Genomic DNA, 19,832 nt, shown 5'->3' on the forward strand with positions numbered 1-19,832 from the left:
CGCAAGGCCTGTCGGTCCCCCTAGGGAAACACGGCGCGGCCCCCCTGTCGCGCGCGGGGCTGCGGATGTATCGGGGGAGGGGCAGAACGGCGAGGCAAGATGCGGATCGGGTTCGATACGGGTCCATCGGGGCGGGGCGCGCAATTCGTGGCGCCCGAGCGGCTGATCGAGGCGTGGCGGCCCGAGGGTGTCGTGCCGGCGCTGATGGCGCTCGAGGCGGCGCGGGCCGAGGGCGCGTGGCTCGCGGGCTATGCCAGCTACGAGCTGGGCTACGCGCTGGAGCGGCGGCTGGCGCCGCTCCTGCCCGAGACGCGCCGGCTGCCGCTGCTGCGCTTCGGCGTCTACCCGGCGGGGCCCGCCGACTGGTCGCCAGAACCCGGCCCGGCCAGCCTCGGGGATTTCGCCCCGCGCTGGACGCAGGCCGAACACGCCGCCGCGCTGGCCCGCGTGCGCGGCTATATCGGCGCGGGCGACATCTACCAGGCCAACCTGACCTTCCCGCTCGACGCGGAGTGCACGGGCCGCCCCGAGGCTCTCTTTGCCGCGCTGTCGAGGGGCCAGCCGGTCGGGCATGGCGCGCTGGTCGAGCAGGAGGGGCTGCCCGCGCTGCTGTCGCGCTCGCCCGAGCTGTTCTTCGAGACCGATGCCGCAGGCCGGATCGAGACTCGGCCGATGAAGGGCACGCGGCCGCGCGGGGCCACGCCCGAGGAGGACGCGGCGCACCGGGATTTCCTGGCCACGGACGAGAAGAACCGGGCCGAGAACCTGATGATCGTCGACCTGCTCAGGAACGATCTGAGCCGGGTCGCGGTGCCGGGCAGCGTCGCGGTGCCGAAGCTGTTCTCGGTCGAGACCTATGCCAGCCTGCACCAGATGGTCAGCACGGTGGCCGCGCGGCTGCGGCCCGGCGCGGGGCTGGGCGCGATCCTCGCGGCGCTGTTTCCCTGCGGCTCGATCACCGGCGCGCCGAAGCTCAGGGCGATGGAGATCATCCGCGAACTGGAGCCCTGGCCGCGCGAGGCCTATTGCGGCGCGATCGGCTGGGCCGCGCCGGACGGGCGGTCGTCGTTCAACGTGGCGATCCGCACGCTGATGGTCGAGGAGGGCCGGGCGGTGCTGAATGTCGGCGGCGGCATCGTCTGGGACAGCGAGGCCGGCTCGGAATGGGACGAGGCGTTGTGGAAGACGCGCTTCGCCCGCATGCTCGACTGAGCCTGCCACTTCACTCTGCAAATACTCATGGCCCGCCGATGTCGTCCGAGACCCCGCCGAAGATCATAGAGACGCTGGGCGCGCATCCGGGCGAGGGCGCGCGCCGGCTTGCGGCGCATCTCGACCGGATGGCCGGCACGGCGGCGGAGCTGGGCTACCCGTTCGACCGGGATCGCGCCGAGGCGCTGCTCGATCTCTCGCCGGAACACCCGCTGCGCTGCCGCCTGACGCTGGACGCCGACGGCGCGTTCGAGCTGACCACCGCGCCGCTCGCGCCGAACCCGGATGAGTGGCGGGTGGCGATCCACCCTCAGCGGCTCGACCCGGACGACCCGTGGCTCGGACGCAAGACCACGCACCGGGCGCTTTACGACGCGGCGCGCGCCGCGCTGCCCGAGGGGGTGGACGAATGGCTGTTCCTCAACCGGCGCGGGGCGCTGTGCGAGGGCACGATCACCAACCTCTTCGTCGAGAAGGGCGAGGCGCGGCTGACGCCGGCGCTGTCCTGCGGGCTGCTGCCCGGCGTGCTTCGGGCCGAGCTTCTGGTGCAGGGCTGGCGCGAGGCGGCGCTGGCGGTCGAGGATCTCGACGGTGCGCGGCTGTGGCTGGGCAATTCGCTGCGCGGTCTCATTCCGGCGCGGCTGGTGGTTGCCTGACCCCCCGGCTTGCTTGACATCGGGGGTCCAACCCGGTGTATCGGCGCGACACCCGCCGAAAGGGACGAATTCCATGCACGCCTACCGCTCCCACACCTGCGCCGCCCTGACCCGCGAGAATGTCGGCGACACCGTCCGGCTCTCGGGCTGGGTGCACCGGATCCGCGACCATGGCGGCATCCTGTTCATCGACCTGCGCGACCATTACGGCATGACGCAGGTGCTGTGCGATCCCGACAGCGCCGCCTTCGCCGAGGTCGAGAAGCTGCGCTCGGAGTGGTGCATCCGCATCGACGGCGAGGTGAAGGCGCGCGACCCGGAGCTGGTGAACCCGAAGCTGCCCACCGGCGAGATCGAGGTCTTCGTGCGCGGCGTCGAGGTGCTCGGCCCCTCCAAGGAGCTGCCGCTGCAGGTGTTCGGCGACCAGGACTACCCGGAAGAGACCCGTCTCAAGTACCGCTATCTCGACCTGCGCCGCGAGCACATGCAGCGCAACATGGCGCTGCGCTCGGACGTGGTGCGCTCGATCCGCCAGCGGATGTGGGACCAGGGCTTCCGCGAGTACCAGACGCCGATCATCACCGCGTCCTCGCCCGAGGGCGCGCGCGACTTCCTCGTGCCTTCGCGCCTGCATCCGGGCAAGTTCTACGCGCTGCCGCAGGCGCCGCAGCAGTTCAAGCAGCTGCTGATGGTGTCGGGCTTCGACAAGTACTTCCAGATCGCGCCCTGCTTCCGCGACGAGGACCCGCGCGCCGACCGTTCGCCCACCGACTTCTACCAGCTCGACATGGAGATGAGCTTCGTCGAGCAGAAGGACGTGTTCGACACGATCCAGCCGGTGATGACCGGCGTGTTCGAGGAGTTCGGCGGCGGCCGCAAGGTCGATGAGGACTGGCCGCTGATCTCCTACAAGGACGCGGCGCTGTGGTACGGCACCGACAAGCCGGACCTGCGCAACCCGATCAAGATGCAGGACGTCTCCGAGCATTTCCGCGGCTCGGGCTTCGCGATCTTCGCCAAGCTCCTTGAGCAGGACGGCACGCAGATCCGCGCCATCCCCGCGCCCACGGGTGGCAGCCGCAAGTTCTGCGACCGGATGAACGCCTTTGCCCAGAAGGAAGGCCTGCCGGGCATGGGCTACATCTTCTGGCGCGAGGCGGAGGGCGGCATGGAAGCCGCGGGACCGCTCGCCAAGAACATCGGCCCCGAGCGCACCGAGGCGATCCGCCAGCAGCTGGGCCTCGGCGTCGGCGACGCGGCGTTCTTCCTCGGCGGCAAGCCCGAGGCGTTCGAGCGCGTCGCGGGCAAGGCGCGGGTGGTGATCGGCGAGGAGCTGGGGCTGACCGAGACCGACCGCTTCGCCTTCGCCTGGATCGTCGACTTCCCGATGTACGAGAAGGATGACGAGGGCCGGATCGACTTCAGCCACAACCCGTTCTCGATGCCGCAAGGCGGCCTCGAGGCGCTGAACGGCGACCCGCTCGAGGTGCTGGGCTTCCAGTACGACCTCGCCTGCAACGGCTACGAGCTCATTTCGGGCGCGATCCGGAACCACAAGCCGGAGATCATGTTCAAGGCCTTCGAGGTCGCGGGCTACGGCGAGGACGAGGTGCGCAAGCGCTTCGGCGGCATGGTCAACGCGTTCCAGTACGGCGCGCCCCCGCATGGCGGCTGCGCGGCGGGCATCGACCGCATGGTGATGCTGCTCGCGGATGAGGCCAACATCCGCGAGGTGATCCTCTTCCCGATGAACCAGCGGGCCGAGGACCTGATGATGGACGCGCCGTCCGAGCCCACCAACGAGCAGCTGCGCGAGCTGCGGCTGCGCGTTCTGCCGCCCGAGAACTGATCGCGGTGAGCCGGACGCTCGCCCTGGCCCGGTCGTCGGCGCTGCATGCGCTGGACCGGGCCGGGGCGCTGCTGACCGTCGGCGCCGAGGCGGGCTGCCTCGAGGCGCGGCTGGTGCCGGACCAGTTCTGCTTCGCCGAGCAGATCGACATCGTGGCGGGCTTCGCGCTGCGCGCGACGCTGCCGCTGATCGGGCAGGCGGTGGACGAGCGCGAGCCGGTCCTCGACGCCGAGGGGCTCGCCGCCCGGCTGGCCGAGGCGAAGGCCATCGTCGAGGCCCTGCCGGACGCGCCTTTGGTCGAGCATGTCGTCCATCGCGCGGGCTTTGCCGATCTCGTGCAGCCGCCCGACGACTACCTCGCCCGTTTCGCGCTGCCGAACCTGTGGTTCCACCTTGCGATGGCGCATGCGATTTTGCGGGCGCGCGGGCTGCCGGTGGGCAAGGCCGATTTCGACGGGCTGCACGGCTACCCCGAGGGGTTCAGCTGGGTCGGCGAAGCGGACTAGAGCACCAGACCGCCCAGCACGCAGAGCCATGCCAGCCCGACCGCCGCGCCCGCCACGGCGACGGCGGCGCTGCCGGAATCCTTGGCCTGCTTGGCCAGATCGCGGCGTTCCTCCGAGACGTCGTCGACCACCCGCTCGATCGCGGTGTTGAGACATTCGAAGGCCAGCACCAGCACGCCGCCCATGATCAGCATGCCGCGTTCGCCCGCCGAGAGCGGCAGCAGGAAGGCGAGGCCGGCCGAGACGATGTTGGCCCACATCCACTGGTGCAGGCTGCCCTCGGTGCGCCAGACATGCTTGAGGCCCTGCCAGGACCAGACCGCGCGCATCCGCACCCGTTCGAAATGTTCGCGCATCGCTTGGGCCCCGGCCGTTTCGTGCCAAGATGGCGCGCGGGGCGTGGGAAGCCAAGTCGGCCGCGCGATGCCGATGCCGTCACGTTGTGCTGATTTGGCCTTACTGCGCCGCGCGCATGCGCTAGATCGGGGGCATGACACCGCAACACGAAGACTATCCCGCCTATGCCCGTTCCGAGCGTATCGCCGACGGGGTGATCCACGCGCTCGGCGTGAGCTTCGCGCTTGCCGGCGCGGTGCTGCTGATCGTGTTCTCGGCGCTGGCGGCCGAGGCGCAGGCGGGCCGCATCGCCGCCGTGGCGATCTATGGCGGCGCGCTGATCGCGACCTTCACGGCCTCGGCCTTCTACCACATGACGCCATGGACCGGTCTCAGGCCGGTGCTGCGCCGGATCGACCACGCGGCGATCTATCTCAAGATCGCCGGCACCTACACGCCGCTCGTGGTGCTGATCGGCACGGCCTTCGCCTATGGCGTGCTGGCGGTGGTCTGGACCGTGGCGCTGGGCGGGGCGGTGGCGAAGCTCTTCTTCTGGAAGAGCCCCGGCAAGCTCGGCCCGACGCTCTACCTGCTTCTGGGCTGGCTCAGCGTGGCGCTGGTCTGGTCGATCGCGATGACGCTGCCGGTGGCTTCGACCACCTTGGTGGTGATCGGCGGGCTGCTCTACTCGGGCGGCGTGGTGTTCTTCCTGTGGGAGAAGCTCAAGTTCTCCAACGCGATCTGGCACGGCTTCGTGCTGGCGGCCTCGGCCTGCTTCTTCGCCGCGATCGCGGTGGGGGTGCTGAGCTAGCACCCCCTTTTCGTCGTCAGAGCCCGGCGGCGGTGCGCCGGACGATCTCCATGCGCTGCGCGTTCGGCGGGTGGGTGCCGAGGAAGCGGTCGCCCGGATCGGGGATGCGAAGGAAGAACTGCGCGCCGCGCACCGGGTCGTAGCCCGCCTGCTTGGTGATGACGGTGCCGAGGGCGTCGGCCTCGAGCTCGAAATCCTTGGAATAGGTGCGCGCGCCGAAGCCCGCGCCGAGCTGCTGGGCGGTGCGCACCAGCCCCTCGTTGCCGCCGCCGAGCTGGCCGGCGATCTGGCCGAAGACGGTGGCGCCGATGGTGGCGTTGCGGCTCTGGCGGTCGAGATGGCCGGCGATGTGATGCGCGGCCTCGTGGCTGAGTACGAAGGCCAGCTCGTCGGCGTTCGCGACCTCGTTGAGCAGCGCGACCGTGAAGGCCAGGAGCGGCCGGCCGCGCGAATCGCGGGTCTGGAAGGCGTTGGCGGGCAGGCCGGGGCGGTCGTCGACGACGATGCGGAAGTCGCAGTCGAGCGCCGGCGCGTTGGCGCGGCAGACCTGCTCGGCCACCGGTTCGACCCGTTCGACCACCTGCACGAAGTTGCGCGCCGCGGCGCGCGCCTCCTGCGGGCTGGGCACCGGGCCGGGGCCCTTGGAGACCGTCACCTCGGCGGGGGCGGGCGCGCCCGGGCGGGTGACGGTGGTGGTGCGCTGCGGACCGTTGGGCCCGGCGACCGGCGGCGCGCAGGCGGCGAGGCCGAGGCCGGAGGCCAGTGCGAGAACGAGAAGGCGTGACATCATCGGCAGAAAATCCGGTCCGTCATGGGAGGTTGCGGGCCGATCCTAGCCGCGCCCCCCGGCACGGGCCACCCCCGGCGACGGGCCGCTCACGCGATCGGCATCGCTTCGCCGGCGCGCTTGCCTCCCGGCCCGGGGCGGGCCTAGGCTGGGGCCATGTTCACCATCGAGCACGATTTCGACGCCACCGTTGTCACCCTCGTCGACGAGGGGGGCGTCAACCTGCAGGAAGACGTCACCGTCTGCGCCTTCGAGGATTGCGTGACGGTCGAGCAATACGATGCCCGCCGCGACGCGGTGGTGCGGATCACGCTGTCGCTGCACCAGGCGCGCGAGCTGGCCGCGGCGCTGAACCTGCCCGAAGGGATCTACCGGGCGCGCCGGGACGGCTGACGCCGCGCCTCCGCGCGGATCGCCATGCGTATTTGCGGAAGGGTGTAGCGGGGCCGCGCTACTGCGCCTCGGACCGGGCGGGCAGGGCGTGGCCCTCCGCGCGCCAGATCTCGGCGCCGCGCCGCGCCAGCGGCGTGAGATCCTGCGCCTCGTCCGTCTCCATCATCGCGAAGAGCCGGTCGCGCATGCGCGGCTCCCAGTAGCTGCGCAGATGGGCGGCCACGCGTTCGGCGCGGTCGCCCGGCGGCTGGCTTTCGAAGAAGGTGGCGATCTGGTTCGCCATGCGGATCAGCTTGGTGTCGGTGTCAGAGGACATGGGCGCTCCCGATGCGGGCGGAATGGGTGTAGATGCGGGTGCCGTGGCGATTGTGGGTGACGAGCGCGATGCCGCAGGCCTCGGCCAGACGCACGGCCGGCGCGGTGGGCTGCGAGACCGACAGTATCAGCGGCGCGCCGATCATCGCGGTCTTCTGCACCATCTCGAGGCTGAGCCGCGAGGTCAGCACCACCGCGCCCGCGCGCGGATCGGTGCGCTGCGCCGCCATCGCACCGGCGAGCTTGTCGAGCGCGTTGTGGCGGCCGACATCCTCGCGCGCGAGCACGATGCCGCGGCCCGGCAGGTAGAACCCGGCGGCGTGGACGGCGCGGGTCTCGTCGTGGATCGGCTGCAGCGCGCGCAGACCCTCGAGCGCGGCGGCGATCTCGGCGGGCGCCAGCACGAGGTCGGAGGCCGGCACGGGCGGGACCGGGCGCGCGGCCTGTTTCAGGCTGTCGATGCCGCACAGGCCGCAGCCGACGGGGCCCACCTGCGCGCGGCGGCGGGCGTCGAGCGCATCGCGCTTCTCCTCGGGCAGCCAGATCCGGGCCTCAATGCCGTCCTCCTGCGCGACGATCTCGACCTCGCCGATCTCGTGCGCGCCCGCGAAGCCCTCGGTCAGCGTGAAGCCGCGCGCGAAATCCTCGAGATCGGCGGGGGTGGCCATCATCACCGCCTGGGTCGAGCCGTTGTAGACCACCGCGACCGGCGTCTCCTCGGGCAGGGCGACGGGGGCGGCGGCCGCCCCCGGCGCATGCGCCGCGACCCGGCGGACGGGGTGCGGGCGCTGGCTCATTCCGCCGCCGGCAGGATGCGGCGCGACCGGTCGGCCTGCGCCGCGTAGTCCTCCTGCCACTCGGAGGGGCCGTTCGAGGGGCTCACCTGCACTGCCGTCACCTTGTATTCCGGGCAGTTGGTCGCCCAGTCCGAGAAGTCGGTGGTGATGACGTTGGCCTGCGTCTTGGGGTGGTGGAAGGTGGTGTAGACCACGCCGGGGCTGACCCGGTCGGTGATCTCGGCCCGCAGCGTCGTCTCGCCCGAGCGCGAGGCGAGGCGGACGAAGTCGCCCTCGCGCACGCCGCGGGTCTCGGCGTCGTGCGGGTGGATCTCTAGCACGTCCTCCTCGTGCCAGCGGGAGTTCTCGGTCCGCCGCGTCTGCGCGCCGACATTGTACTGCGACAGGATCCGCCCCGTGGTCAGCAGCAGCGGGAAGCGCGGGCCGGTCTTCTCGTCGGTGGCGACGTATTCGGTGCGGATGAAGCGGCCGCGGCCGCGCACGAAACCGTCGATATGCATGAGCGGCGTGCCCTCGGGCGCGGCGTCATTGCAGGGCCACTGCACCGAGCCCTTCTCCTCCAAAAGCTCGTAGCTGACATGGGCGAAGCTCGGCGTGGTTGCGGCGATCTCGGCCATGATCTGCGCCGGGTGGGTGTAGGTCCAGCCCGCGCCCATCGCGTTGGCGAGAAGCTGCGTCACCTCCCAGTCGGCATAGCCGTTCTTCGGGGCCATCACCTTGCGCACGCGGTTGATGCGGCGCTCGGCATTGGTGAAGGTGCCGTCCTTCTCGAGGAAGGTGGAGCCCGGCAGGAAGACATGCGCGTAGTTCGCGGTCTCGTTCAGGAACAGGTCCTGCACGATCACGCAGTCCATCGCGGCGAGGCCGGCGGCCACGTGCTTGGTGTCGGGGTCGGATTGCAGGATGTCCTCGCCCTGGCAGTAGAGGCCCTTGAAGGTCCCATCCACCGCCGCGTCGAGCATGTTGGGGATGCGCAGCCCCGGCTCGTGGTCGATCTCGACGCCCCAGAGGCTTTCGAACACCTCGCGCGCCTCCGCGCCCGAGACGTGCCGGTAGCCCGGCAGCTCGTGCGGGAAGGAGCCCATGTCGCAGGAGCCCTGCACGTTGTTCTGGCCCCTGAGCGGGTTCACCCCCACGCCCTTGCGGCCGATATTGCCGGTCAGCATGGCGAGGTTGGCGATGCCGATGACGGTGGTCGAGCCCTGGCTGTGCTCGGTGACGCCGAGGCCGTAATAGATCGCGCCGTTGCCGCCCGTGGCGTAGAGGCGCGCGGCCTCGCGCAGATCCTTCGCGGACACGCCGGTCAGCAGCTCGACCGCCTCCGGCGAATGCCGGTCCTCGGCGACGAACTCGACGTAGTCCTGGAATTCCTCCCAGTCGCAGCGGTTGCGGATGAAGGCCTCATCGTAGAGCCCCTCGGTCACGATCACATGCGCCATGGCGGTCACGACCGCGACGTTGGTGCCGGGACGCAGCGGCAGGTGATGGGCCGCCTCGACATGCGGCGAGCGCACGAGGTCGATGCGGCGCGGGTCGACGACGATCAGCTTCGCGCCCTCGCGCAGCCGCTTCTTCAGGCGCGAGGCGAAGACCGGGTGGCCGTCGGTCGGGTTGGCGCCGATGACCACGACGACGTCGCTGTCCTCGACCGAGTCGAAGTCCTGCGTGCCGGCGGAGGTGCCGTAGGTCTGGCCGAGGCCGTAGCCGGTGGGCGAGTGGCAGACCCGGGCGCAGGTGTCGGTGTTGTTGTTGCGGAAGACGGCGCGGGCCATCTTCTGCACGAGGTAGGTCTCCTCGTTGGTGCAGCGCGACGAGGTGATGACGCCGATCGACTTGCGGCCGTGGGTTTCCTGGATGCCGCGCATCCGGTCGGCGGCGAAGGCGATGGCCTCGTCCCACGACACTTCGCGCCACGGCTCGTCGATGCGGTCGCGGATCATCGGGTTCAGGATGCGGTCCTTGTGGGCGGCGTAGCCATAGGCGAAGCGGCCCTTGACGCAAGAGTGGCCGCGGTTGGCCTTGCCGTGCTTGTAGGGGGTCATGCGGACCAGCTCGTCGCCGCGCATCTCGGCCTTGAAGGAGCAGCCGACGCCGCAATAGGCGCAGGTGGTGACGACGGCGCGGTCGGGCGTGCCGATCTCGGCCACCGACTTTTCCTGCAGCGTCGCGGTCGGGCAGGCCTGCACGCAGGCGCCGCAGGAGACGCAATCCGAGGTCATGAAGTCGTCGAGTTTCATGCCCGCCGAGACCCGGCTGTCGAAGCCGCGGCCTTCGATCGTCAGCGCGAAGGTGCCCTGCACCTCCTCGCAGGCCCGCACGCAGCGCGAGCAGACGATGCATTTGCTGGGATCGAAGGAGAAGTAGGGGTTGCTGTCGTCCTTGGGCACGTATTGCGGGTTGGAGATGCCCTCGGGCTGGCGCAGCCGCGCCTCGGCTTGGGAGCGCGCGCCGCTGCCCGAGGGATCGTAGTGGTTGTCGCCCGGCGTGTAGCGCACGTCGCGCAGGCCGACGGCGCCGGCCATGTCCTGCAGCTCGCAATCGCCGTTGGCGGCGCAGGTCAGGCAGTCGAGCGGGTGGTCGGAGACGTAGAGCTCCATCACCCCGCGCCGCAGCTTCCTGAGCTTCTCGTTCTGGGTGCGGACCACCATGCCCTCGGCCACGGGTGTGGTGCAGGACGCCGGCGTGCCGCGCCGGCCCTCGATCTCGACCACGCAGAGCCGGCAGGAGCCGAAGGCCTCCATGTTGTCCGACGCGCAGAGCCGCGGCACCTCGATGCCCAGCTCGGCTGAAGCGCGCATGACGCTCGTGCCTTCGGGCACGGTGACGGAAAAGCCGTCGATGCTGAGCGTCACCATGGTCGTGGAGGTCGAGGCGGGCGTGCCGAGATCGCGGTCGTCCTTGAGACCGGTGCCGCCCGGCCCGTCGAAGGGGATGAGAAAGTCCTTCATTCGGCGGCCTCCCTGGTGTTGGCGTGGAAATCGTCGGGGAAATGCGTCAGCGCCGACATGACGGGGTAGGGGGTGAAGCCGCCCAGGGCGCAGAGCGAGCCGTCCTTCATGGTATCACACAGATCGGTCAGCAGCGGGATCGCCGCCGCGTCGCCGCGCGCGATGCGGTCGACCGTCTCGACGCCGCGCACCGCGCCGATCCGGCAGGGCGTGCACTTGCCGCAGCTCTCGACCGCGCAGAACTCCATGGCGAAGCGGGCCATCGACAGCATGTCGGCGCTGTCGTCGAACACCACCACGCCGGCATGGCCGATCAGCCCGCCCTGGCCGTCGAACTCCTCGTAGCCGAAGGGCGTGTCGAAGAGGTCGCGCGGGAAATAGGCGCCCAAGGGGCCGCCGACCTGCACCGCCTTCACGGGGCGGCCCGAGGCGGTGCCGCCGCCGATCTCGTCCACGAGCGCGCCGAGGCTCATGCCGAAGGCGGTCTCGAACAGCCCGCCGAACTTCACGTTGCCCGCGATCTGGATCGGAATGGTGCCGCGCGAGCGCCCGAGGCCGAAGTCGCGGTAATGCGCGGCGCCCTTTTCGAAGATCACCGGCACGGTGCCGAGCGAGATGATGTTGTTGACCACGGTGGGCTTGCCGAGAAAGCCCTCGATCGCCGGCAGCGGCGGCTTGGCGCGCACCACGCCGCGCTTGCCCTCGAGGCTGTTCAGAAGCGAGGTCTCTTCGCCGCAGACATAGGCGCCGGCGCCGACGCGGACCTCCATGTCGAAGGCGTGCCGCGAGCCCAGCACCGAAGTGCCCAGCACGCCGCGGGCGCGGGCGATGCGGATCGCCTCGCGCATCACGTGGATCGCCTCGGGGTATTCCGAGCGCAGGTAGATGTAGCCCCTGGTGGCGCCGACGCAGATCCCGGCGATGGCCATGCCCTCGATCAGGCTGAACGGGTCGCCCTCCATCAGCATCCGGTCGGCGAAGGTGCCTGAATCCCCCTCGTCGGCATTGGCGACGATGTATTTCTGGTCGGCCTGCGCCTTCTGCACCGTGTCCCACTTGATGCCGGTCGGGAAGCCGGCGCCGCCGCGGCCCCTGAGCCCGCTTTCCTTCATTTCCTCGATCATCTCCGGACCGGTCATGCCGAGCGCGCGGCGCAGCCCCTCGAGGCCGCCATGCGCCTCGTAGGCGTCGAGCGAGAGCGGGTCGATCACGCCGACGCGGGCGAAGGTCAGGCGGGTCTGGCGCTTGAACCAGTCGATCTCCTCGGTCGGGCCGAGCGCGAGCGGGTGCTCGCCCCAATCGGCGTCGAACAGCGCCTCGACGTCGCGCGGGCCCACCGGGCCGAAGGCGTGGCGGATGCCGTCCTTCTCGACCTCGACCAGCGGCTCGAGCCAGAGCATCCCGCGCGAGCCGTTGCGGACCAGATCGACCTCGATGTCGCGGATGCGGGCCTCGGCCATGACCGCCTCGGCCACCTTCTCGGCGTCGACGGCGAGGGCGGCGGCGTCGCGGGGAACGTATACCTTCAGCGCGCTCATGCCCCGGCCTCCGAAAGCAGGGCCTCGAGACGGGTCTCGTCGAGGCGGGCGACGACGCGGCCGTCGAGCATCGCGGCGGGGCCGGTGGCGCAGAGGCCGAGGCAGTAGACCGGCTCCAGCGTCACGCCGCCATCGGCGGTGGTGCCGTGCCAGTCGACGCCGAGCTTGGCGCGGGCGGCGTCCTCGATCCGCTTGCCGCCGCGGGCCTGGCAGGCCTCGGCGCGGCAGATCTTCAGCATGTGCCGGCCGGCGGGCGCGTCGCGGAAGTCGTGGTAGAAGCTCACCACGCCGTGCAGTTCGGCGCGGCTGATGTTCAGAGCCTCGGCGATCAGCGGCAGCGTTTCCTGTGGAACATGGCCCCATTCGGCCTGCACCGCGTGCAGGATCGGCAGCACCGGCCCCTCGAGCCCGGCATGCTCGGTCAGGATGGCATGCAGGCGCGTCTCGATCTCTGCGGGGGCTGGCGGTGGCGGCATCGGCTGGCTCCTCCTCTTGGATGCTGCGCATCAAGAGCGCCGATGCGCGCAAAATCAATATCGAATATCCGTGCCGCGATAGAGAACTTCTATCAATCGAGGCTGAACCGCCGCGCCTCCGCCAGCAGCGCCTCGACCAGCGGACCATGCGGCTCGCGCCACGGCGCGATCAGGCCGATCTCGTGCGCGGCGTCGGGCGCGGTGAGCGGCCGGGCGACCAGTGGCTGGCCGCGCAGGAAGATCTCGGCGGCCCGCTCGGGCAGGATCGTCACCCAGCCGGCGGTGAGCACATGGCTGATCAGCACGATGGTGGAGTTGGTCTCCACCCGCGGCGCGACCTCGACCCCGGCGGCGCGCAGGTGGCCGGCGACGATACGGCGGTTCTGCATGTCGGGGGTGAGCAGGCACAGCTCGGCCGTCGCGAGGTCGGCCCAGCGCAACGGCTCGATCCGCGCCAGCGCCGCGTCGGACCGCATCACCGCCACGTAGCGCTCGGTGTAGAGCGGTTGGGTCACGACCCGGCCGAGCGGCTCGCCGTCGAGATAGCCGATCCCGGCATCGGCCTCGTGATCCTCGATCGCGGACAGGAGCTCGGCCGTGGTGGCCGAGCGCAGCGCGAAGCGCAGCTTGGGATGGGCGGCCGAGACGCGGGCGGTGAGCCGGGCCACCGCGCCCAGCGCGGTCGGGATCACCGCCAGCCGCAGCGTGCCGGTCAGCCCCTCGCGCGCGGCGCGCAGCTCTTCCTTCATGCCGCGCATGTCGCCGGTGATGCGCCGCGCCCAGGCCAGCACCCGCTCGCCTTCCGGCGTCAGCCCCTGGAAGCGCGAGCCGCGCACCACCAGCTTGACGCCGAGCGTGTCCTCGAGCTGCCGGATCGCGGCCGAGAGGGTGGGCTGGGTCACGCCCATCGCCTCGGCCGCGCGACCGAAATGCCGCGCCTTGGCCAGCGCGAGGAACATCTCGAGCCGCTCGATCATGGCCGGCCCCGGCGCTTCGGGGCGCGCGGCGATTCACCGATCGGTCCCCGATCGGGGCGCAAAAGCGGGGCCCGACTGTCGCAAAAGGCGAGTCGGCCCGCCGCCCGGCCCCATCGGAGCGGGTGCGGTCGATCACGTTTTATCATCCCGAAGGGCATGAATGAAACCGGAACATGTCGGGTATATGCCTCCCGGCGAAAGCAAAGTGAAGGGTCGAAACTCCGGTGCATCAGATCCTTGCGCGCAGGTTCCGCGGCGCCGCGGCGCAGCATGGCGATGTCGCCGGGTCATGTCCCGATAATACTTGCAAACCGACGTTCTTCGCAAAAGGATCGCGGCACAACCACGCCCGCAAAGGGCGGTTCGACCCCGGCGCCGCGGCTCCGCCCGGCGCCCCCAGCAACAGGGAAGACCTCATGACGTTGAAGACGCATCTTCTGGCCGGCACCGCGGCGCTGCTCGCCATGACCGGCGCGGCCTATGCCGAGAGCCACGCGATGACCGAGCACCCCGAGACCGGGGAGAAGCTCGCCACCGACCAGACCTTCACCTACCGCGTGCTCGACGAGTTTCCGTCGATCGACCCGAACCTGATCGAGGACGTCGAGGGCAGCCATATCGGCCGCAACCTGTTCGAAGGCCTGATGAACCAGGACGCCAAGGGCGACGTGGTGCCCGGCGTGGCCACCGGCTACGAGGTCTCCGAGGACGGCCTGACCTACACCTTCACCCTGCGCGACGACGCCAAGTGGTCGAACGGCGAGCCGGTCGTGGCCGGTGACTTCGTCTACTCCTGGCGCCGCGCCGCCGATCCGGCGACCGCCTCCGAGTACCAGTGGTACATGGGCCTGATGAAGCTCGCCAACATCGACGAGGTCATCGCCGGCGACAAGTCGCCCGAGGAGCTCGGCGTCGAGGCTGTGGACGACCACACCCTCAAGGTCACGCTGTCGCAGCCGCTGCCCTACTTCCCGCAGATGGTGACCCACACCACCACCTTCCCGGTGCCGCAGGCCACCATCGAGGAGCATGGCGACGCCTGGACCCAGCCCGGCAACATGGTCTCGAACGGCGCCTACGTGCTCGCCGACCGCGTGCCGCAGGAATACATCACGCTCCAGAAGAACCCCGAGTACTGGGACGCCGAGAACGTCATCATCGAGGAAGTCACCGCGCTCGTCATCAACGACGAGAACCAGGCGCTGACCCGCTACCTCGCCGGCGAGTTCGACCAGACCGACGTGCCCGCGGGCCAGTTCCCGCGCCTGTCGCAGGAATATCCCGAGCAGGCCGTCTCGGTGCCGAACCTGTGCTCCTACTACTACAACCTGAACGTGTCGGACTCGGGCCCCGAGGCGCTGGCCGACCCGAAGGTCCGTGAGGCGCTCTACCTCGCCATCGACCGCAACGTGATCACCGAGAACGTGCTCGGCGGCGGCCAGGAGCCGGCCTACACGCTGACCCACTGGGCCACCGCGGGCTTCGAGGTGCCGTCGATCGAAGTGGCCGAGATGAGCCAGCAGGAGCGCAACGAGCGCGCCGCGCAGCTGATGTCGGAGGCCGGCTACGGCAAGGACGGCGAGCCGCTGACGCTCGACATCCTCTACAACACCTCCGAGTCCCACAAGCAGGTCGCAACCGCGATCAGCCAGATGTGGAAGCAGACCCTGGGTGTCGAGACCACGCTGGCCAACATGGAGTGGCAGACCTTCCTGACCGAGCGTCACGAGAAGAACTACGAGATCGCCCGCGCCGGCTGGTGCGCCGACTACAACGAGGCGTCCTCGTTCCTCGACATCATGCAGACCGAGTCGTCCTACAACGACTCCGGCTTCTCGAGCGAGGCCTATGACAAGCTGATGGCCGACGCGACCACCGCCGAGGATCCGCTGCCGCTCTACACCGAGGCCGAGACCATCCTCACCGCGGAGTTCCCGATCCTGCCGATCTACCACTACGCGACGGTGTTCATGATGGACGAGAACATCAAGGGCTACCCGCTCGAGAACGCGCAGGACAACTGGTACGCCAAGGATCTCTACCGCGTCGCGGGCGAGTAACTCCTGAATGAAAGACCGCCGCGCCCCCCGGCCCGAGCGCCGGGGGGCGCGGTCCATTTCCGCAGGACGCGGAAACGAGGTATCATCCCATGCTCAATTACGTTCTCAGACGCGTCGCGATCGCGATTCCGACGATCCTTCTGCTCGTCGTCATCTCCTTCGTTCTGATGTATTCGGCGCCCGGCGGCCCGTTCAACTCCGAGCGCCCGCTGCCCGCCCAGGTCATGGCCAACATCGAGGCGCGCTACGGGCTCGACCAGCCCTACTGGAAGCAGATGTTCGACTATGTCTGGAACGTGGTCGTGCATTTCGACTTCGGCCCCTCCTTCCAGTACCGTGACCGCACCGTCAACGACGTGATCGCGCAGGGCTTCCCGGTGACGCTCACCTACGGCTTCTGGAGCTTCGTCGTGGCGCTGGTGGTCGGCGTCTCGCTCGGCGTGGCCGCGGCCGTGCGTCACAACTCCTGGCTCGACTACCTCGCCGTCGGCATCTCGATCGGCGCGCAGGTGCTGCCGAACTTCGTGATGGCGCCGATCCTGGTGCTGGTGTTCACGCTGTGGCTGGGCTGGCTGCCGGGCGGCGGCTGGCAGGGCGGACAGGTCGAGTACATCATCCTGCCGGTGATCGCGCTGTCGACCTCCTACATGGCCTCGATCGCCCGGATCACCCGCTCCTCGATGCTCGAGGTGCTCAACGCGGGCTTCATCCGCACCGCGCGGGCCAAGGGTCTGCCGACCAGCCGGATCATCTGGAAGCACGCGCTGAAGCCGACGATGCTGCCGGTGCTGTCCTATCTCGGGCCCGCCTTCGTCGGCATGATCACCGGCTCGGTCATCATCGACGTGTTCTTCTCGACCGGCGGCATCGGACAGTTCTTCGTCAACTCCGCCTTCAACCGCGACTACTCGGTCATCATGGGGATCACCATCCTCGTCGGTGTGCTGACCGTCACGTTCAACCTCGTGGTCGACCTGCTCTATGCCTGGATCGACCCGAAGATCCGCTACTGAGGAGGGGGGTCCCATGTCGCTCAATCCCGATCCCGACACCGCCGACCGCCTGCTCGGCGCGCAGGCCGCCGCCGAGGTCAAGGGCCGCTCCCTGTGGAAGGACGCGCGCCAGCGCTTCATGCGCAACCGCGCGGCCGTGGCCGGGCTGGTGGCGCTGGTGCTGATCTGCATCTTCGCCTTCTTCGGCGGCTTCCTCGCGCAGTACGAGCCCGACTATGTCGACTTCTCGCTGATCGGCGCCAACGCCGCGCAGGGCGTGCCGTCGTTCGAGACCGGCCACTACTTCGGCACCGACTCGAGCGGGCGCGACCTCTATGCGCGGACCGTGCAGGGCACGCGCATCTCGCTGCTCGTGGGCATCGTCGGTGCCGGCGTCGCGGTGATCGTCGGCACGCTCTACGGCGCGATCGCGGGCTATACCGGCGGGCGCACCGACGGCGCGATGATGCGCACCGTCGATATCCTGATGTCGGTGCCCTACATGTTCGTGCTGATCCTGATGCTGGTGATCTTCGGCCGCTCGATTCTGATGCTGTTCATCGGCATCGGCCTGATCTCGTGGCTCGACATGTCGCGCATCGCCCGCGGCCAGACGCTGACCATCAAGGGCAAGGAGTTCGTCGAGGCGGCCCATGCCACCGGCGTGCGCCCGATGACCATCATCCTGCGCCACATCGTGCCGAACCTGCTGGGCCTCGTCATCGTCTACGCGACGCTGCTGGTGCCGCAGATGATCATCACCGAGAGCTTCATCAGCTTCCTCGGCCTCGGCATCCAGGAGCCCAACACCTCGCTCGGCGCGCTGATCTCCAACGGCGCCAGCAACATGCAGTACGGCGTGATCTGGCAGCTTGCCTTCCCGCTGTTCTTCTTCGTCGTCACGCTCTTCGCCTTCTTCTTCGTCGGCGACGGCCTGCGCGACGCGCTCGACCCGAAGGATCGCTGATGGCACTGCTCGATATCGAAGACCTCCGCGTCACCTTCACCACCGGCGACGGCGAGGTGAACGCCGTCAACGGGGTGAGCTTCTCGGTCGAGGAGGGCGAGACGCTCGCCATCGTCGGCGAGAGCGGCTCCGGCAAGAGCCAGACCGCCTTCGCGGCGATGGGCCTTCTGGCGCGCAACGGCCGCGCCACGGGGCAGATCCGCTACGACGGGCGCAACCTTCTGGACCTCAAGCCGCGCGAACTGAACCGGGTGCGCTCCGAGGAGATCGGCATGATCTTCCAGGACCCGATGACCTCGCTCAACCCCTACATGCGGATCTCCGAGCAGATGGCCGAGGTGCTGACGCTGCACAAGGGGCTGTCGAAGAAGCAGGCCATCGACGAGGCCGTGCAGATGCTCGACGCGGTGAAGATCCCCGATGCGAGGAACCGCATCGGCATGTTCCCGCACGAGTTCTCGGGCGGGATGCGGCAGCGGATCATGATCGCCATGGCGCTTTTGTGCCGGCCGCGCCTGCTGATCGCCGACGAGCCGACCACCGCGCTCGACGTGACGGTGCAGGCGCAGATCATGGAGCTGATGGCCGAGATCCGGCAGGAGTTCGGCACCGCGATCATCCTGATCACCCATGACCTCGGCATCGTCGCCGACACCTGCGAGCGCACGCTGGTGATGTATGGCGGCCAGATCATGGAGAAGGGGCCGACCGAGGAGCTGTTCGAGCGCCCGACCCATCCCTACACGCTGGGCCTGCTGCGCGCCGTGCCGCGGATCGACCGCGACGACGAGACGCTCTCGACCATCGCCGGCGAGCCGCCGGACATGACCCGGCTGCCCAAGGGGTGCCCCTTCACGCCGCGCTGCGCCTGGGCGCATGGGCCGTGCCCGACGGTGCGCCCCGATCTCGCGGCCGCGAACGGCTACCCGGCGTTGCGCCGGGCCTGCCATGCCCCCGTCGAGGAGGTGAAGTGATGACCGACCGCAAGGACGAGACCAAGCCGCACCAGGCCCCGGGCCGCGACGCGGCCGCCGACCCGACGCCGGGCGCGCCGCCCGCCTCCGGCACCCCCGCGGCGACCCCGCCTTCGCCGGAGCCTGCGGACGTCGCGCACAAGGACGCGCCGGTGGCCGGGGAGGCCGAGGGCACCGGCACCAAGCAGTACACCGGCGCGATCGAGAACCCGATCCTGCGGGTGGACGACCTGCGCGTGGCCTTCGACATCCGCCCGCGCGGCGCCTGGCCCTGGACGCCGTCGAAGAAGCTGCACGCCGTGGGCGGCGTCAGCTTCGACCTCGCGCCGGGCGAGAGCCTCGGCGTGGTGGGCGAGAGCGGCTCGGGCAAGTCGACGCTGGCGCGCGCCATCGTCGGCACTATCGGCTCGACCGGCGGCCGGATCGAGTTCGAGGGCGAAGACCTCGCATCGATGTCCGAGCGCCAGCGCCGCGCGCACCGCAAGGACGTGCAGATGGTGTTCCAGGACCCGCTGGCGGCGCTGAACCCGCGCATGACCGTGGGCGACATCATCGCCGAGCCGCTGATCACCCACGAGCCCAAGACCCCGCGCAAGGAGGTCCGCCGCCGTGTGGCCGAGCTGATGGAGCGGGTCGGGCTGCTGCCCAACCTCGTCAACCGCTACCCGCACGAGTTCTCGGGCGGGCAGTGCCAGCGCATCGGCATCGCCCGCGCGCTGATCCTCAAGCCGAAGCTGCTGATCTGCGACGAGCCGGTCTCGGCGCTCGACGTGTCGGTGCAGGCGCAGGTGGTGAACCTGCTCAAGGAACTGCAGCGCGACATGGGGCTGGCGATGATCTTCATCGCGCACGACCTGTCGGTGGTGAAGCACATCTCCGACCGGATCGTGGTGATGTATCTCGGCCGGGTGATGGAGGTGGCGCCGTCCAAGATGCTCGCCACCGAGCCCGAGCACCCCTATACGCAGGCGCTGATCGCCTCGGTGCCGATCCCCGACCCGGTGCTCGAGCGGCAGCGCCAGCGCCCGGTGCTGGGCGGCGAGCTGCCCTCGCCGATGAGCCCGCCCTCGGGCTGCGTGTTCCGCACCCGCTGCCCCAAGGCGAAGCCCGACTGCGCGCAAGGTTTGCCGCCGATGCTCGACCTCGGCGGCGGTCACCGCGTGGCCTGCCCCTATCACGAGGAGCCGAGCGTGCTCGACGCCGCGCGCCAGAGCCGCAGGGCCGGCTGAGGGCACTAG

The 19,832-nt window shown here is 69.8% G+C and carries 19 protein-coding genes; 11 read left to right on the forward strand and 8 right to left on the reverse strand.

The features are described from left to right. Positions 1-99 precede the first annotated feature (99 nt). The 4 genes from BLT43_RS11350 (at position 100) to BLT43_RS11365 (ending at position 4,223) form a co-directional block, all read left to right on the forward strand. Positions 100-1,212: an aminodeoxychorismate synthase component I gene (locus BLT43_RS11350; RefSeq protein WP_090112909.1), complete on the forward strand. Its 1,113-nt coding sequence runs from the start codon at positions 100-102 to the stop codon at positions 1,210-1,212. Positions 1,213-1,250: 38 nt separating this feature from the next. Then, on the forward strand, positions 1,251-1,868 hold the full coding sequence (locus BLT43_RS11355; RefSeq protein ID WP_090112911.1) for an aminotransferase class IV family protein: 618 nt from the start codon (positions 1,251-1,253) through the stop codon (positions 1,866-1,868). 73 nt (positions 1,869-1,941) lie between these two features. Beyond that, the gene (gene aspS, locus BLT43_RS11360) at positions 1,942-3,717 is read left to right on the forward strand and encodes an aspartate--tRNA ligase (protein ID WP_090112913.1); all 1,776 of its coding nucleotides are present in this window, start codon (positions 1,942-1,944) and stop codon (positions 3,715-3,717) included. Between the two features lie 5 nt (positions 3,718-3,722). After that, complete coding sequence (locus BLT43_RS11365; RefSeq protein WP_165612595.1) at positions 3,723-4,223, forward strand: DUF1993 family protein; 501 nt, start codon at positions 3,723-3,725, stop codon at positions 4,221-4,223. Here BLT43_RS11365 and BLT43_RS11370 read toward each other — a convergent pair. Further along, positions 4,220-4,579 carry a diacylglycerol kinase gene (locus tag BLT43_RS11370; protein WP_090112917.1) on the reverse strand — a complete coding sequence of 120 codons (360 nt, stop codon included), beginning with the start codon at positions 4,577-4,579 and terminating at the stop codon, positions 4,220-4,222. The genes BLT43_RS11365 and BLT43_RS11370 overlap by 4 nt on opposite strands. A gap of 134 nt (positions 4,580-4,713) precedes the next feature. Between BLT43_RS11370 and trhA the strand changes: the two genes are divergently transcribed. Beyond that, entirely contained in the window at positions 4,714-5,370 is a 657-nt protein-coding gene (trhA, locus tag BLT43_RS11375; protein ID WP_090112919.1) for a PAQR family membrane homeostasis protein TrhA, read from the forward strand. 16 nt (positions 5,371-5,386) lie between these two features. On the opposite strand, the gene BLT43_RS11380 is transcribed toward trhA, so the two are convergent. After that, positions 5,387-6,160 (reverse strand): M48 family metallopeptidase, encoded by a 774-nt coding sequence (locus tag BLT43_RS11380; RefSeq protein ID WP_090112921.1) that lies wholly within the window; start codon positions 6,158-6,160, stop codon positions 5,387-5,389. 153 nt (positions 6,161-6,313) lie between these two features. Between BLT43_RS11380 and BLT43_RS11385 the strand changes: the two genes are divergently transcribed. Next, entirely contained in the window at positions 6,314-6,550 is a 237-nt protein-coding gene (locus BLT43_RS11385; RefSeq protein WP_090112923.1) for a hypothetical protein, read from the forward strand. Positions 6,551-6,608: 58 nt separating this feature from the next. On the opposite strand, the gene BLT43_RS11390 is transcribed toward BLT43_RS11385, so the two are convergent. The 6 genes from BLT43_RS11390 to BLT43_RS11415 all read right to left on the reverse strand — a co-directional run bounded on the left by BLT43_RS11390 (position 6,609) and on the right by BLT43_RS11415 (position 13,601). Then, the gene (locus tag BLT43_RS11390) at positions 6,609-6,866 is read right to left on the reverse strand and encodes a formate dehydrogenase subunit delta (RefSeq protein WP_090112925.1); all 258 of its coding nucleotides are present in this window, start codon (positions 6,864-6,866) and stop codon (positions 6,609-6,611) included. Next, positions 6,856-7,662 carry a formate dehydrogenase accessory sulfurtransferase FdhD gene (fdhD, locus tag BLT43_RS11395; protein WP_090112927.1) on the reverse strand — a complete coding sequence of 269 codons (807 nt, stop codon included), beginning with the start codon at positions 7,660-7,662 and terminating at the stop codon, positions 6,856-6,858. Before fdhD ends, BLT43_RS11390 begins: the two co-directional genes overlap by 11 nt. Then, positions 7,659-10,610 (reverse strand): formate dehydrogenase subunit alpha, encoded by a 2,952-nt coding sequence (gene fdhF / locus BLT43_RS11400; protein WP_090112929.1) that lies wholly within the window; start codon positions 10,608-10,610, stop codon positions 7,659-7,661. Before fdhF ends, fdhD begins: the two co-directional genes overlap by 4 nt. Then, complete coding sequence (locus BLT43_RS11405; protein ID WP_090113095.1) at positions 10,607-12,139, reverse strand: formate dehydrogenase beta subunit; 1,533 nt, start codon at positions 12,137-12,139, stop codon at positions 10,607-10,609. The genes fdhF and BLT43_RS11405 overlap by 4 nt, the downstream gene beginning before the upstream one ends. A gap of 5 nt (positions 12,140-12,144) precedes the next feature. Further along, positions 12,145-12,624, reverse strand: coding sequence for a formate dehydrogenase subunit gamma (locus BLT43_RS11410; RefSeq protein WP_090112931.1), 480 nt, complete (start codon positions 12,622-12,624; stop codon positions 12,145-12,147). A 92-nt stretch (positions 12,625-12,716) separates the two neighbouring features. Then, entirely contained in the window at positions 12,717-13,601 is an 885-nt protein-coding gene (locus tag BLT43_RS11415) for a LysR family transcriptional regulator (protein ID WP_090112933.1), read from the reverse strand. 416 nt (positions 13,602-14,017) lie between these two features. Between BLT43_RS11415 and BLT43_RS11420 the strand changes: the two genes are divergently transcribed. The 5 genes from BLT43_RS11420 (at position 14,018) to BLT43_RS11440 (ending at position 19,823) form a co-directional block, all read left to right on the forward strand. Continuing rightward, entirely contained in the window at positions 14,018-15,661 is a 1,644-nt protein-coding gene (locus tag BLT43_RS11420; RefSeq protein ID WP_090112935.1) for a peptide ABC transporter substrate-binding protein, read from the forward strand. A gap of 89 nt (positions 15,662-15,750) precedes the next feature. After that, positions 15,751-16,674 (forward strand): oligopeptide ABC transporter permease OppB, encoded by a 924-nt coding sequence (oppB, locus tag BLT43_RS11425; protein WP_090112938.1) that lies wholly within the window; start codon positions 15,751-15,753, stop codon positions 16,672-16,674. A 13-nt stretch (positions 16,675-16,687) separates the two neighbouring features. Continuing rightward, positions 16,688-17,620, forward strand: a complete 933-nt coding sequence (locus tag BLT43_RS11430; RefSeq protein ID WP_090112940.1) for an ABC transporter permease subunit — start codon at positions 16,688-16,690, stop codon at positions 17,618-17,620. After that, positions 17,620-18,594, forward strand: coding sequence for an oligopeptide/dipeptide ABC transporter ATP-binding protein (locus tag BLT43_RS11435; protein WP_090112942.1), 975 nt, complete (start codon positions 17,620-17,622; stop codon positions 18,592-18,594). The genes BLT43_RS11430 and BLT43_RS11435 overlap by 1 nt, the downstream gene beginning before the upstream one ends. Next, a complete protein-coding gene (locus tag BLT43_RS11440) occupies positions 18,594-19,823 on the forward strand; it encodes an oligopeptide/dipeptide ABC transporter ATP-binding protein (protein WP_423222125.1) in 1,230 nt (409 codons plus the stop codon). Before BLT43_RS11435 ends, BLT43_RS11440 begins: the two co-directional genes overlap by 1 nt. Positions 19,824-19,832: the final 9 nt, after the last annotated feature.

The sequence above is a fragment of the Limimaricola pyoseonensis genome, from assembly GCF_900102015.1.
Lineage (GTDB): Bacteria > Pseudomonadota > Alphaproteobacteria > Rhodobacterales > Rhodobacteraceae > Limimaricola > Limimaricola pyoseonensis.